This window comes from Methylobacterium sp. J-072, from assembly GCF_022829425.1.
Lineage (GTDB): Bacteria > Pseudomonadota > Alphaproteobacteria > Rhizobiales > Beijerinckiaceae > Methylobacterium.
This window is the reverse complement of the sequence record NZ_JAKSYK010000056.1, coordinates 1-14,866: the sequence shown is the minus strand read 5'-3', so window position 1 is coordinate 14,866 and position 14,866 is coordinate 1. Positions and strand designations below refer to the sequence as shown.

Genomic DNA, 14,866 nt, shown 5'->3' with positions numbered 1-14,866 from the left:
CCCACGCCTGGTTCAACCGCTTCCGCCGCCTGCCCGTCCGCTACGAGCGACGCGCCGACATCTACGAGGCCTTCACAAGCCTCGCGGCAAGCCTCATCACCCTCAACCAGATCAAACGGTTCTGTTAGGCGCTCTAAGCCGATCAGGGCCACGATCTGCCGCACGCAGAAGAGCGTCGCGGGCCTGTTCCGTCTCTCAAACACGCCCAGCGGTGGTGCGATCGAATCGGCTCTACCCCGCCTGCGCGGGCTCACCTTGGCTACCGCGGACGCGACTGCCAATCTCGCCTACAATCCTCGCACCCTGAGGTCCCTACGCCTTGCCGGTGCGCGGGGCATCGACCGCGTTGCCCTCCTTGCGGCGCAGGACCGAGTGCCTGCGCCCGTAGAAGAAGTACACGACCAACCCGATCGCCATCCAGATCACCAGGCGCAGCCAGGTATCGAGGGGCAGGCCGGCCATCAGCAGCAGGCAGAACAGGATCCCGAGGATCGGCACCACCGGCACCCCCGGTACCCGGAACGGGCGCTTCATGTGCCGGTCGGTCCGCCGCAGGTGGATCACCGCGCCGCAGACCAGGATGAAGGCGGCGAGCGTGCCGATGCTGACCATCTCGCCCAGGATGTTGATCGGCACTAGGGCCGCCACCACGGCGACCACGGCCCCGATCAGCGCCTGGCTGCGATAGGGGGTCTGGTAGGTCGGGTGGACATGGGCGAACAGCTTGGGCAGCAGCCCGTCCTGGGCCATGGTGAAGAAGATCCGGCTCTGGCCGTAGAGCAGCACCAGGATCACCGTGGTTAGCCCGGTCAGCGCTCCGAGCTTGATCAGCAGGGCGAACCAGCCGATGCCGATCACGTCGACGCCCTTGGCGATCGGATCGGGGACGTTGAGCTCCTTGTAGGGCACCAATCCGGTCAGGACGGCGGCCACCAGCACGTACAGGATCGTGCACACGATCAGCGAGCCGAGGATGCCGATCGGCATGTCCTTCTGCGGCTTGCGGGCCTCCTGGGCGGCGGTGGAGACCGCGTCGAAGCCGATGAAGGCGAAGAAGACCACCCCGGCCCCGCGCAGGACGCCGCTATAGCCGAACTGCCCGAAGCTGCCCTCGTTCGGCGGGATCAGCGGGCTCCAATGCGCCGTGTCGACATGGCCCCAGCCGAGCGCGATGAAGGCGACCACCACGGTGAGCTTCACCGCCACCATGATGTTGTTGAACCGCGCCGATTCCTTGGTACCGCGGATCAGCAGGAGCGTGATCAGCGCCACGATCACCACGGCCGGCAGGTTGAACAGGGCGGTGCCGCCGCCGTCGATCGCCGTGCCCGGCGCGTGCGCGAGCCGGGCCGGGATCGCCAGGCCGACATCCTTCAGGAGGCTCGTGACGTAGCCCGACCAGCCCACCGCCACGGTGGCCGCGCCCATCGCGTATTCGAGGATCAGGTCCCAGCCGATCAGCCAGGCGAAGAACTCGCCCAGCGTCGCGTAGGTGTAGGTGTAGCTCGACCCGGCCACCGGGATCAGCGCGGCCATCTCGGAATAGCACAGGCCGACGAACGCGCAGGCGATGCCGCCGAGCACGAAGGACAGCATGATGCCCGGCCCGGCATATTGCGCCGCCGCCGTGCCGGTGAGGACGAAGATGCCGGCCCCGATGATCGCCCCGACGCCCATGGCGGTGATCGAGAGCGCGCCGAGGGATTTCGAGAGCTGCTCCTCGCCCTCGCCGCTCTCCAGAATGTCGTCGACGGATTTCCGCCCCATCAGGCCCGAGGAGTCCATCGGCGTATCCTTCCTCGTGGCGCCACGGGAGTGGCGCGCGCCTGTAACCTTCAATGCAGCAAGTTTTCTGCCACGGCGCCAGGAATTTTAACGCTTCTCGAGCCAACAACGACAAGTCGCGCTGCGACAAACTGTCGATCAGGGACGGTCGATCCGGGCAATCAGCGGCCGGACCTTGAGACGCGGCGCGAACACCGCGCCGGCCCGCAGCGCCTCCCGCCGCACCACGTCGCCGGCCCGCGCCTGCCTGGCGCCTAGGAGGGCCTCGATCCGGCCGACGAGGCGGCCGATCCAGCCTGCGGCCGGGCGGTGCAGGCGGCCGAGCCCGGTCTCCGGCCGGGCGGTGCCGACGAAGCGGTCGAGGGTGCGGATCCAGCCCTCGGCCGGGACATCGCCCGCCTCCAGGCACAGCACCCAGTCCCGCCGAGCCTCCGCAGCGCCCGCCCCATAGGGGTTCCTGCCCTGGTGAAGCACCAGCACCGCCCCCGTCGCGTCCGCGATGGCCGCCGCCGCCTCGCTCTCCCGGCCAATCACGATCACGGCGTCGCCGACCAGGCCGCCGGCCACGCCCGACACCAGCACGCTGAGCGTGTCGGCCAGGCGATCGATCGCATCCGGATCGGCCGGGTCGGCCAGGTAGGTTACCGCGGAGAGCATGTGCGCGCCCATAGACGATTTTGCGCAGCGGTAAACCGGGGCGCGAAGTCTCGACCGGGCTCGGCGGCGTTTGCCTGAAATTGAGGCGTTGGCGGATCTCGTGTTCGCGCTATGTTCCACGTGAAACACGGGGCGGTGCGCGATGGCTGAGATTCGGAACGGCTCCATCCCCGGAGCGCCCGTGCGTCTCGGTTCGAGCATGCTGCCCCCGGAGGCCCGGCGCGGCCGCGGCGCCACGGCGAACCCGACGAGCCGTTACGAGGCGGCAAGACGCGAGGTGTTCCAGGATTCCGATTGGGAAACCGATGCGCCTGCTCCCCTGCGCACGCAGGTCACGCTGGAGCGCGCCACGCGGATCATCGCCCGTAACACCTCGCCGGACATCCCGTTCGACCGGTCGGTCAACCCGTATCGCGGCTGCGAGCACGGCTGCATCTACTGCTACGCGCGCCCGACCCATGCCTGGCTCGGCCTGTCGCCGGGGCTCGATTTCGAGTCGCGGATCTTCGCCAAGCCCGACGCGGCCAAGCTCCTGGCGCGGGAGATCGCCGCGCCGGGCTACGCGCCGGAGACGATCGCCCTCGGGACCGCCACCGATCCCTACCAGCCGGTGGAGCGCGAGCACCGGATCACCCGTGCGGTGCTGGAGGTGCTCCAGGCAGCGCGCCACCCCGTCGGCATCACCACCAAGTCCGATCTGGTGCTGCGCGATCTCGACATCCTGGCCGAGATGGCCACGGACAACCTCGTGCTCGTGGCGGTCTCGCTGCCGACGCTGGACCCGCGCCTCGCCCGCCTGCTCGACCCGCGGGCACCGCGGCCGGAGAAGCGGCTCGCGGCGATGCGGCGCCTGTCTGAGGCCGGGGTGCCCGTGATGGTCAACGTCTCGCCGATCATCCCCGGCCTGACCGATCACGAGATCGAGGCGATCCTGGCGCAGGCCCGGGAGCACGGTGCCAGCCGCATCGGCCACGCGCTGCTGCGCCTGCCCGGCGAGGTCGCCGACTTGGTGGCCGACTGGTTTGCCGAACACTATCCCGAGCGCCAAGCCCGGGCCTTCGCGCTGCTGGCGCAGGCGAGGGGCGGCCGCGAGAACGATCCCCGATTCGGCCACCGCTTCCGCGGGGAGGGGGCCTATGCCGAGATGATCGGCCAGCGGGTCCGCCTGGCGGGTGGCCGGCTCGGCTTCGCGTTCGGGCGGATGGGGCTGAACCGGACGGCGTTCCGCAAGCCGGGGGCGCAACTCGCGCTGTTCTGAGGCGGTCGCATCCGCCCGGAGGATCGCCGACCTCGAAGCGCAAGTGCAATCCCGCGTGCCTCGCGCAGCTGAGATGCGTTTGCCGGCTCCAGGCACGCAGGACCGGGCACCGTTCCTGGCGTCCGGATGGCGGCAAGGATCAGTTCTGGGCGCCACGGATTCAGATGACGACCCGACCGAAATTTCGATCGGCTGCGTTGTAGTGTAAGTACGTGAAGCAAAACAATCTTGATCGTCGGGCATTTATTAATATTGATTGTCATAAATGTGTGTTGCAGGCGGCATAACCCGCGTCATGTAGAATATTATTCCGAAAAAGATCTCGGATTTGTTCTGGATCGCATTCGCAAAAAAGCTTAACGACTCAGTCTTTACGGAAACGATTTCGATGTCTCGCGCGCCGCACCCGTCGCTCAGCCGCATCGCTTCGGCGAGGCTATCGATCGGCAAAATCCTGTGCGCGATCCTGTTCGCGATGAGCGTCATGCTGCTCGGCTCGGGCGTGACGACCTTGCGGGACGCCCAGATGCAGGCCGATCAGAGCCGCCGCGTGGTGGCGCTCACGGAGGCGAGCCGGACGCTCCTCAAGGATCTGCTCGCCATCCGCATGGAGCGCGGCCGCACGCTTCAGGCCCTCAAGGCCGCTGCACCGATACCCGGAAAGGACGTGGAGCTGATCGCCACCCAACGCGCGACCCTGGCGAGCGGTGTCGAGCGGCTCGGGACTCTGGCCCGCGAGGTCGACGTGCCTGCGGTGCGGGAGAAGGCCGAGCTGACGCAACGGGCCTACGCGGCCCTGCTCGAGCTGCGCCCGCAGGTCGATGCCGCCCTGGCGGTGCCGGCGGCGCAACGATCCGCCGGCACGCTGCCGCCCTTCGCGGGGGCGTCTCAGGCGCTGCTCGATGCGTTGATGGCGGCGAACGACGCGGTCGATGCCGTGATCCCGCGCGGCGACGCGACTCTGGCCCATTACCTCGATCTGAAGCGCGCGGCCTGGATGTCTCGGGCCCTGATCGGCGGCGTGGTCGTGCGGATCGAGCTCGCGGTCGCCGCCGGCACGCCCTGGTCGCAGGCGGACATCGTCGCGGCGTCCGAGGAACGCGGTCGCCTGGCCGGCGCCTGGGACGGTGTGGCCCGGGCCGCCGCCGACGAGACCGCGGACGCGGTCCGGGCCGCCTTCCGCAAGGCCAAGGCCGACAATTTCGAGGGCGAGGCGGCTGCACGCCGCCAGGCCGTTACGGAGGCGCTCACGCAGGGCCGACCGACAGGGTTGTCTATCGACGAGTTGCGCACGCGCCAGACCGCCGAGGTGAACACGATCGCCGACCTCGCAAGCACCGCCCTCGACGCGCTGGTCGATCGGGCTCGGGCACTGACCGCGGAAGCAAGCGCCACCCTGCTGCGGACCGTCCTGTTCCTCGCTGCCGCGATCCTGCTGACCGGGATCGGCACCCTCGTGGTGGTCCGCCGGGTTCTCCGGCCGATCCGCAGCATGACCGAGGCCATGCGGGCGCTGGCCGCCGGCGACGCCTCGGTCGTGGTCCCGGCCCGGGAGCGTCAGGACGAGATCGGCGCCATGGCCGCCGCCGTCCAGGTGTTCAAGGACAACCTGCTCCGGACCCGGCAGATCGAAACCGAGGCGGACGAGGCGCGCCGCACCGCCGAGGCGCAGCGCCGGGCGGTCACGCGGCAGATGGCGGAAGCCTTCGAGGCCGCGGTCTCCGGCATCATCACGCAGGTCTCGTCCGCCGCGACCGAGCTGCAGGCTACCGCCTCGCAGATGACCGCGAGCGCCCAGGAGACCGCCAGCCAGTCCGGCACGGTGGCGGCGGCGGCCGAGCAATCGGCGTCGAACGTCAACACCGTGGCGAGCGCTGCCGAGCAGCTCGGCAGCTCCGTCGATGAGATCGGCCGGCAGGTGCAGGATTCGACGATCCTCGCCCAGCGGGCGGTGGGCGAGTCCGACCAGACCGCCGCCCTCGTCTCCGAGCTGAGCGCCGCCGCTGCCCGGGTCGGTGACGTGGTCCAGCTGATCGCGTCGATCGCGGCGCAGACCAACCTGCTGGCGCTCAATGCCACGATCGAGGCGGCCCGAGCCGGCGAGGCCGGCCGGGGCTTCGCCGTGGTGGCGACCGAGGTGAAGGAGTTGGCCAGCCAGACTGCCAAGGCGACCGAAGAGATCGCCAACCAGATCGGCCGGATCCAGGGGGTGACCGGCGAGGCGGTGGGCGCGATCGGCGCGATCACCGGCCGCATCCGGGAGATCAACACGGTCGCGAGCGCGATTGCGGAGGCCGTGGAGCAGCAGGGGGCGGCGACCCGGGAGATCGTCCGCAACGTCACCCAGGCGACCGCCGGGACCCAGGAGGTCACCGGCAACATCGCCGGCGTGGCCCAGGCCGCCGAGCAGACCGGCGCCGCGGCCGAGCAGGTTCTGGCGTCCGCCACCGGCTTGTCGCGCCAGTCCGAGCAGCTCGCCGCCGAGGTCGACCGCTTCCTCGCCACCGTGCGGGCCGCCTGAACGCGGGTCATTTTTCGCGGTGATGTGTCGGTCGTGCAGGGCTACGGACTACACAGGTGGACGCGTCATCGCTCTTGCGGGGCGCGACGCGTCCCGTCTCCCGAAGGGGCTGCGATGTTTGCACGTCGTCTTCGGCGAGGCGCGACGCGCTCTCCTCCCCCTTGCGGGGAGGGGAAAACGCGTGGCGTTTCAGACGCTTACGACAGAACGGGATGCGTGAATCCGCTAGCCCGCACGGGAGAGGGGACCCGCGCCACATCCGGGGATGTGGGAACCCGATAGCCCGCAGAGGGGCAGGGTGAGAGGCGCGCGTCCCCGGCCGTCATCCTCTTCCGTCGAAGACGTGTGAACCTTGTAGCCCGAACGGGAGGGGGGACCCGCGTCTTCTGTGTGCGATGAGGGTGATCGCGCCCGGCATGCAACCCTGTGGCGCCTGTCGCGTGCCGGCTTCGGGCGGGCGTGCGTTCGATCGTTCTCATCCTATCGAGAAAATAGAGCGTCGTCCGGCCCTGCTGCCGCTGCGGCGAGCCGATGCCCGCGCTTCGGGAGCGCCCGCGGATCGCGAGAGCAGGTCCGGCTGGCGAAATCTGCGCTGCGTGGTGGTCCGACGATAGATCCCGGCCCCGCTATGCAATGGATCGAACGAAAAACTGTCGATTTACACAAGGAACAGAATAAATAATCGGCACATTGCAACATGATGCATGATAAAAATATAGAAAAATGTCGTTGACCGAGGCGAGACTCAAGATAAAGAGGCGCGTATCTCGCACGGTTGAGGTTGTCCGATGCATCGACCCAAAACGCTTGCCGATGGAGCGCTGATCCTGCTCGGGATCGTGCTGGCTCTGATCGGTTTTGCTTTTGCTGCCGGCGGGATTTATTTGTCCTGGCTTGGCGGGAGCTTGTATTTCGTGGTCATGGGTGCCGCGATGCTGGTCTCGGGTGTGCTGGTCGCCCAGCGGCGACGGGCGGGCGCACTGCTCTACGGGGCGGCGTTCGTCCTGACCGGGGTCTGGGCGGTCTGGGAGGTCGGGCTCGCGTTCTGGCCGCTGGTCTCGCGGCTGTTCGCCCTTGCGGTGCTCGCCTGCGTGGTCGCCCTGTTCGCGCCGCTGCTCGATCGATCCGGCGGCGGCGTGTGGCGCCGGGCCTCCCTCGGCATCGCCGCCGCGCTGGCGCTCGCTCTGGTGGCGACGACGCTGCGGGCTTTCCAGCCGGTGCCGATCATCGCCGCGACCGAGGTTGCGGCGGTGCATCCGGCGACCCAGGCGGGGCCGCAGGTCGATTGGGCGGCCTGGGGCAACACCACCGGCGGCACCCGCTTCGCCGGTCTGACGCAGATCGACACCACCAACGTCGCCAATCTCCAGCCGGCCTGGACCTTCCGCACCGGCGACGTCGCCATCAGCAACGGCTTCGGCGCCGAGGACCAGACCACGCCGCTGCAGATCGGCGACACCGTCTATGTCTGCACGCCGAACGACATCGTCATCGCCCTCGACGCCGATACCGGCACCCAGCGCTGGCGCTACGACCCGAAGGCGAGCGCGCCGCAATGGCAGCGGTGCCGCGGGCTCGGCTATCACGATGCGGGCGCGTCAGCCGGTGACAAGGTCTGCCCCCGCCGCCTGCTGCTGGCGACGATCGATGCGCGCCTGATCGCGCTGGACGCCGCCACCGGCCAGCCCTGCACCGATTTCGGCGCGGACGGCACGGTCGATCTCAAGACTGACATGGGCGAGATCAAATCCGGCTACTACACCCAGACCGCCGCCCCACTGATCGCCGGCGATCTCGTGGTGGTCGGCGGACGGGTCGCCGACAATATCGAGACCGGGGAGCCCGGCGGCGTGGTTCGGGCCTTCGATGTCGGCAGCGGCGAATTGCGCTGGGCCTGGGATCCGGGCAACCCGGCGACCACCCGCCTGCCGCCCCCCGGCGAGACCTATACGCGGGGCACGCCCAACGTCTGGACCAGCATGGCCTACGATGCGGCCCTGGGCCTGATCTACGCGCCGACCGGCAACGCGACGCCCGACTTCTTCGGCGGCCACCGGACCGCCGAGGACGACGCCACCAACTCGTCGATCTTCGCGCTCGACGCCGCGACGGGTCGTCCGCGCTGGCACGTCCAGCTCGTTCACAAGGACCTGTGGGACTTCGACGTGCCGGCTCAGCCGGCCCTCTACGACGTCCCGGACGGGAAGGGCGGCACCCTGCCGGGGCTGATCGCCGCGACCAAGCACGGCCAGATCTTCCTGCTGAACCGGGAGACCGGGGCGCCGATCGCGCCGGTCACTGAGCGGCCCGTGCCGCAGGGCACCGTGCCGGGCGAGCATTACGCACCGACGCAGCCCGTCTCGGACATGCCGTCGATCGGCACCGAGACCCTGACCGAAGCCGACATGTGGGGGGCGACGCCGTTCGACCAGCTCCTGTGCCGGATCCAGTTCAAGGGCATGCGCCACGAGGGGACCTTTACCCCTCCGGGCTTCGACACCGCCCTCCAGATGCCGGGCTCGCTCGGCGGCATGAACTGGGGCAGCACCGCGATCGACATGACCCGGGACTACCTGATCGTGAACGACATGCGGCACGGCCTGTGGAACCGGCTGATCGCGCGGGACCAGGTCGAGACCGGCAAGGCCGCCGGCACCGAGATGGGGATGTCGTCGATGCGCGGCACGCCCTACGTCTCCGTCCGCAACCGCTTCGTGTCGGCGCTCAACATCCCGTGCCAGAAACCGCCCTTCGGCACGCTGACGGCCATCGACCTGAAGGCCCGCCGGATCGCCTGGCAGGTCCCGCTTGGCACGGTTGAGGATACCGGGCCGCTGGGGATCAAGATGCACCTGCCGATCCCGATCGGGCTGCCCTCGCTCGGCGGCTCGCTGGTGACCGGCTCGGGCCTGATCTTCTTCGCCGGAACCCAGGATTACTACCTGCGGGCGTTCGAGGCCGCGACCGGCCGCGAGATCTGGAAGGGCCGCCTGCCGGTGGGCAGCCAGGGCGCGCCGATGACCTACCGATCGCCCAAGACCGGCCGCCAATACATCGTGATCACGGCCGGCGGCGCCCGCCAATCGCCCGACCGCGGCGATTACGTGGTCGCCTACGCGCTGCCGGCCGAAGCCGGATCGAAGTGATCCGATCCGCCTACGGGCACGACTGGGTTTCCAAAGGGCTCAGCCCTTTGGCGGGGTTCGGGGGCGGAGCCCTTGAAGCTTGCAGGGTTCCACCCTGCACCCGCAAAAGGTCTCGACCTTTTGAAACCTAGCCGAACCCGCGGGTGAAGCTGAGGCGGTGGTGGGGGCTTCGGCCGAGTGTGGTCAGGCCGGCCCGGTGGACGGCCGTGCCGTAGCCGACATTGCGCTCCCAGCCGTAGCCCGGATGGCGCTCGGCGAGGCGACGCATCAGCCCGTCGCGAAACACCTTGGCGACGATCGAGGCGGCGGCGATCTGCGGCACCAGCCCGTCGCCGCCGATCACCGCCCGACCCGGCAGGCCGGGCAGGGCGTCCCGGCCGTCCACCAGGACCGGGGCCGCGATTCCGAGGCGGGACACGGCCCGCAGCATCGCGTCGAGGGTCGCGGCGCGGATGTTGATCCGGTCGATCAGCGCCCGGGAGCCCGCTGCCACGGCGACCCGGGCATGGGCACGGATCAGCGGCGCCAGCTGCGCGCGGATCGGTTCGGGCACGCGCTTGCTGTCGTCGAGGGCCGCCAGCAGGGCAGGGGGGATCGCTGACGGGTCGAACCAGACCGCCGCGACCACCACGGGCCCGCACAGGGCGCCGCGTCCGACCTCGTCGCAGCCGATCGCCGCGGGGTAGTCCGCGGCCCGGGCCGGGTCGAAGGGCGGGGTGAGGGCGGGCGTTTTTCGCTTCACGGGCGGCATGGCGCCGTCCTGCCATCCCGCGCGGCCGCCGTCACCGGTCAAGCGGCGTTCCGGGTCCCGCGCTCGCCGCCATGCGCCTCGATGATGTTGCCGAAGAACTGGTCGGCGCTGACGTCCCAGCCGCGGCGCAGCGCCTCCTGCCGGCACTCGGCCCGGGACAGGCGCAAGGCCGCCAGCGCCGCCGTGCGCAGATCCTGGTCGAGGATGCCGACGCGGGTCCCGCTCAGCACGTCGTTGGGACCCGGCACCGGGAAGGCGGCGATCGGCAGGCCGCAGGCCATGGCTTCCAAGAGGACGATGCCGAACGTGTCGGTGAGGCTCGGGAACACGAAGGCGTCGCAGGCGGCGTAGACGGACGCGAGCGCCGCCCCCGTCCGCGTGCCGAGGAAGCGCGCCTCCGGGGCCAGCGCCTGCAGCCGAGTCCGGTCCGGCCCGTCGCCGACCACGACCTTCGTGCCGGGCAGGTCGAGGGTGAGGAAGGCCGCGAGGTTCTTCTCCACGGCGAGCCGGCCGACATACAGGAACAGCGGCCGGGGCAGCCCGGCCAGCTCCGCCAGCGGCAGGTCGCCGGGGGCGGCCGGGCGGAACCGCTCGGTATCGACCCCGCGGGTCCAGCGCATCAGATGGGTGAAACCCTTTGCCTCGAGCTCCGCCTGGAGGGAGGCAGTGCTGACCATCGTGCCGCGCGCCGCCCCATGGAAGCGGCGCAGATAGGCGTAGGACCACGCCTCCGGCACCGGCAGCCGGGCCGCGAGATATTCGGGAAAGCGTGTGTGGTAGCTCGTGGTGAAGGGCAGCCCGTTGGCCAGGCAGTGCCGCCGGGCCGCGAAGCCGATCGGCCCCTCGGTGGCGATGTGGACGTGGCTCGGCCGCTCCGCGGCCCAGCGCGCCGCGACCCGGTCGCGTCCCGCCAAGGCCAAGCGGATCTCCGCATAGCCCGGCAGGGGCAGGGAGCGGAAATCCGCCACCGAGAGCAGGGCCGTCGCGAAGCCGTGCTCCGGGGCGCGCCGGACCATCTGCTCCAGGGACCGCACGACGCCGTTGACCTGCGGATGCCAGGCATCGCTGACGATGAGGAGTTTCACGCGTGGATCCCTCACGCCACCGCGCGCCGGCCCGGCACCGCCCGCGGCGCGGCTTCGGCTTCGCGGGCCCGGAGGATGCTCGGATAGTGCAGCACCTCGATCCGGCCGTCGTAATGCTCGATCAGGCCGGTGCAGGATTCCACCCAGTCGCCGGTGTTGAGATAGCGCAGGTCGCCGATCGCCCGGTCGGCGGCGTGGTGGATATGCCCGCAGATCACCCCGTTCGCGCCCTGACGGCGCGCCTCCTCGGCCAGGATGCTCTCGAACCGGCCGATGAAGCTGACGGCGTTCTTCACCCGCAGCTTCGCCCAGGCCGAGAGCGACCAGTAGGACAGGCCGACCCGCCGCCGGATCCGGTTGATCAGGGTGTTGAGGCTGAGCGCCAGCGTGTAGGCGCCGTCGCCGAGATGGGCGAGCCAGGGCGAGTGGCGCACCACCATGTCGAACTGGTCGCCGTGGATCACCAGGTAGCGCCGCCCGTCGGCCGCCTCGTGGATCGCGGTCTCGGCGATCTCGATGCCGCCGAAATTGGTGCCGACATAGTCGCGCAGGAACTCGTCGTGGTTGCCCGGCAGGTAGACGATCCGGGCGCCCTTGCGCACCTTGCGCAGGAGCTTCTGCACCACGTCGTTGTGCTCCTGCGGCCAGTACCAGCCGGAGCGCAACTGCCAGCCGTCCACGATGTCGCCGACCAGGTAGACGGTGTCGGCGTCGTAATCCCTCAGGAACGACAGCAGAAGCCCGGCCTGGCAGCCGCGCGTGCCGAGATGCAGATCGGACAGGAACAACGTCCGGACCCGAACCGGCATCTCCTCATCCTCGGCCACGTCACCCTCCCGGCGGTCGAACGGTCGGGGGATCCAGAGCGCGATCACGTCTCAGTTTGATGACGCGGACCCGCGTCGCTGTGGGGTGTCTTGGTGCGGTGCGGGGAAAGTCATCAAGCGCGAATAGCTGACGTTGCGGCGCACAAAAAATTTTTTTGCCACGATCCCGAAGTTTTTCCGGTTTTGCTTCCCAGCTTCGCCGCCTCATAATACCAGCAACCGGTGGCTCGGCATGAGCCGGGCCGGATGCGTACTGGAAGGCGGCCAGGGTGCCTTGAGACGAGGCGCCGTAGAACGGGACGGCATTTCGGAGGCGACCGGCGCGCGGGGGCGCGCCGCGACGCGAGCGGCACGAGGCCGCCTGCCGCTCCGCTGGGCCCCCCGATCCACGGACGACGCGAATGGTGTTCGGAGAGCCGCGGCCGGCGCCGCGACTGCTGGTGCCGCTCGCTGAATGCCCGACGAAGCCCCAGGGCGCCAAGGACGTTTGAACGAACCGGCGCGGGTCCGCCCGCGCGCAACAGATTTTTGGAGGAAACACCATGGCCGCAACCCGGCGCCCCGGTCGCAATCACCTGTTCATCCCGGGCCCCACGAACATCCCGGATCGCGTCCTGCGCGCGATGCACGTGCCGTCCGAGGATCACCGCTCGCCGAGCTTCCCCGAGCTGGTGAAGCCGCTGCTCCAGGATTCCAAGATCGTGTTCGGCTCGACCGCCGGGACGATCATCCTGTTCCCGTCCTCGGGCACCGGCATCTGGGAATCGGCCCTGTCCAACACCCTGTGCCGCGGCGACAAGGTGCTCACCGCCCGCTACGGCCAGTTCAGCCATCTCTGGGTCGACATGGCCCAGCGCCTCGGCCTCGACGTGATCGTCCAGGAGGAGGAGTGGGGCGCCGGCGCCGATCCGCAGAAGATCGAGGAGGCGCTCCGGGCCGATAAGGACCACGCGATCAAGGCCGTGATGGTCGTCCACAACGAGACCGCCACCGGCGTCACCAGCGATATCGGCGCGGTTCGCAAGGCGCTCGACGCCGCCGGCCACCCGGCGCTGCTGTTCGTGGACGGCATCTCGTCGATCGGCTCGCTGCCGTTCAAGATGGACGAGTGGGGCGTCGACTGCGCCATCGCGGGCTCGCAGAAGGGCTTCATGCTGCCCGCCGGCCTCGGCCTGATCTGCATCAGCCCCAAGGCGCTGAAGATCGCCGAGGGCGGCACCGGCCGCAACGACCGGCTCGGTCACGCCTACTTCGCCTGGAAGGACCAGCTCGCCGCCAACGCCACCGGCTACTTCCCCTACACGCCGGCCCTGCCGCTGCTCTACGGCCTGCGCGAAGCCCTGACGATCGTGAAGGAGGAGGGGCTGGAGAACATCTACCACCGCCATCACGTTCTCGCCGAGGCGACCCGCCAGGCGGTGGCGGCCTGGGGCCTCAAGCCCTGCGCCAAGGAGCCGAAGTGGAATTCCGACACGGTCACGGCGATCGTGGTGCCGGAGGGGGTCGACGCCGCCAAGGTGATCAGCCACGCCTACGAGCGCTACAACCTCTCGCTGGGAACCGGCCTGTCGAAAGTCGCCGGCAAGGTGTTCCGTATCGGCCATCTCGGTGACCTGAACGAGCTGTCGCTGCTTGGCGGCATCGCGGGCGCCGAGATGGCGCTCATCGATTGCGGCGTGAAGGTCACGCCCGGCTCCGGCGTCGCGGCCGCCTCCAGCTACCTGCGCGAGAATCCGCTGCACAAGGCGTAAATCGCGCGGGCCACCGAGGCGGGAGCTGCTTGCCGCTCCCGCCTCGGCAGGCAAATAACAAGAAGAATCCCGAGGAAACCGCCCGTCGCCCGAGAGGGGATCCATGACGAAGAAAATCGTGTTCCTGGACCGTGAGTCCCTCGACGCGACGGTCCGGCCGTTCAGCTTCCCGAACGAATACGTCGAGCACGACTCGACCTGGACGCCCGAAGACACGGTCGCCCGGCTCCAGGGGGCCGAGATCGCGCTGATCAACAAGGTCCCGATGCGGGCCGAGACCCTGAAGCAACTCCCTGACCTGAAGCTGATCGCGGTGGCCGCCACCGGCACCGACGTGGTCGACAAGGCCCAGGCCAAGGCGCAGGGCATCACCGTCGTCAACATCCGCAACTACGCGTTCAACACCGTGCCCGAGCACGTGGTCGGGCTGATGTTCGCCCTGCGGCGGGCGATCGTGCCCTACGCCAATTCGGTGCGGCGCGGCGACTGGGCGAAGTCCACGCAGTTCTGCTACTTCGACTACCCGATCTACGACATCGCCGGCTCGACGCTGGGCATCGTCGGCTATGGGGCGCTGGGCAAGTCGATCGGCAAGCGCGCCGAGGCGCTGGGCATGAAGGTCCTGGCCTACGACGTGTTCCCGCAGGACGGTCTGGTCGATTTCGAGACGATCCTGACGCAATCCGACGTGATCACGCTGCACGTGCCGCTCACCCCCGACACCAAGGGGATGATCGGCGCCGCCGAGCTCAAGCGGATGAAGAAGAACGCCATCCTGATCAACACCGCCCGGGGCGGGCTGGTGGACGAGGCCGCCCTGCTCGCCGCGCTTAAGGACGGGACCATCGCGGGCGCGGGCTTCGACGTGGTCGCGCAGGAGCCGCCCAAAGACGGCAACATCCTGTGCGAGGCCGACCTGCCGAACCTGATCGTGACCCCGCACGTCGCCTGGGCCAGCAAGGAAGCGATGCAGATCCTGGCCGACCAGCTCGTCGACAACGTCGAGGCGTTCGTCGCCGGCAAGCCGCAGAACGTGGTCGAGTAGGGCTCGGGCTCTCCCTCCCCCCTCTGCGGGGGAGGGAGGC

10 protein-coding genes and 1 pseudogene are annotated in these 14,866 nt (G+C 69.3%); 6 read left to right on the top strand and 5 right to left on the bottom strand.

The window, feature by feature from the left end; genetic code table 11:
- Positions 1 to 128: pseudogene (locus tag MKK67_RS05525) on the top strand (IS5/IS1182 family transposase); the annotation flags it as partial.
- A gap of 184 nt (positions 129 to 312) precedes the next feature.
- Here the strand turns inward: MKK67_RS05525 and MKK67_RS05520 are convergent.
- A complete protein-coding gene (locus tag MKK67_RS05520; protein WP_243962675.1) occupies positions 313 to 1,785 on the bottom strand; it encodes an amino acid permease in 1,473 nt (490 codons plus the stop codon).
- Between the two features lie 138 nt (positions 1,786 to 1,923).
- On the bottom strand, positions 1,924 to 2,442 hold the full coding sequence (locus tag MKK67_RS05515; protein ID WP_243962674.1) for a hypothetical protein: 519 nt from the start codon (positions 2,440 to 2,442) through the stop codon (positions 1,924 to 1,926).
- Positions 2,443 to 2,584: 142 nt separating this feature from the next.
- On the opposite strand from MKK67_RS05515, the gene MKK67_RS05510 reads away from it, so the two are divergent.
- The 3 genes from MKK67_RS05510 (at position 2,585) to MKK67_RS05500 (ending at position 9,367) form a co-directional block, all read left to right on the top strand.
- A complete protein-coding gene (locus tag MKK67_RS05510; protein WP_243962673.1) occupies positions 2,585 to 3,700 on the top strand; it encodes a PA0069 family radical SAM protein in 1,116 nt (371 codons plus the stop codon).
- A gap of 388 nt (positions 3,701 to 4,088) precedes the next feature.
- On the top strand, positions 4,089 to 6,221 hold the full coding sequence (locus MKK67_RS05505) for a methyl-accepting chemotaxis protein (RefSeq protein WP_243962672.1): 2,133 nt from the start codon (positions 4,089 to 4,091) through the stop codon (positions 6,219 to 6,221).
- A gap of 788 nt (positions 6,222 to 7,009) precedes the next feature.
- The gene (locus MKK67_RS05500) at positions 7,010 to 9,367 is read left to right on the top strand and encodes a membrane-bound PQQ-dependent dehydrogenase, glucose/quinate/shikimate family (RefSeq protein ID WP_243962671.1); all 2,358 of its coding nucleotides are present in this window, start codon (positions 7,010 to 7,012) and stop codon (positions 9,365 to 9,367) included.
- Positions 9,368 to 9,494: 127 nt separating this feature from the next.
- Here the strand turns inward: MKK67_RS05500 and MKK67_RS05495 are convergent, their stop codons facing one another.
- The 3 genes from MKK67_RS05495 to MKK67_RS05485 are packed head-to-tail and all read right to left on the bottom strand — an operon-like array spanning position 9,495 to position 12,030.
- A complete protein-coding gene (locus tag MKK67_RS05495; protein ID WP_243962670.1) occupies positions 9,495 to 10,118 on the bottom strand; it encodes a ribonuclease HII in 624 nt (207 codons plus the stop codon).
- Positions 10,119 to 10,156: 38 nt separating this feature from the next.
- Positions 10,157 to 11,203: a glycosyltransferase family 4 protein gene (locus MKK67_RS05490; protein WP_243962669.1), complete on the bottom strand. Its 1,047-nt coding sequence runs from the start codon at positions 11,201 to 11,203 to the stop codon at positions 10,157 to 10,159.
- Positions 11,204 to 11,214: 11 nt separating this feature from the next.
- Positions 11,215 to 12,030, bottom strand: a complete 816-nt coding sequence (locus tag MKK67_RS05485) for a UDP-2,3-diacylglucosamine diphosphatase (RefSeq protein ID WP_243962668.1) — start codon at positions 12,028 to 12,030, stop codon at positions 11,215 to 11,217.
- Between the two features lie 542 nt (positions 12,031 to 12,572).
- Between MKK67_RS05485 and MKK67_RS05480 the strand changes: the two genes are divergently transcribed.
- Together MKK67_RS05480 and MKK67_RS05475 are read left to right on the top strand one after the other, a co-directional pair.
- Positions 12,573 to 13,781 carry an aminotransferase class V-fold PLP-dependent enzyme gene (locus tag MKK67_RS05480; RefSeq protein WP_243962667.1) on the top strand — a complete coding sequence of 403 codons (1,209 nt, stop codon included), beginning with the start codon at positions 12,573 to 12,575 and terminating at the stop codon, positions 13,779 to 13,781.
- Between the two features lie 103 nt (positions 13,782 to 13,884).
- Complete coding sequence (locus tag MKK67_RS05475; protein WP_243962666.1) at positions 13,885 to 14,826, top strand: D-2-hydroxyacid dehydrogenase; 942 nt, start codon at positions 13,885 to 13,887, stop codon at positions 14,824 to 14,826.
- Positions 14,827 to 14,866 lie beyond the last annotated feature (40 nt).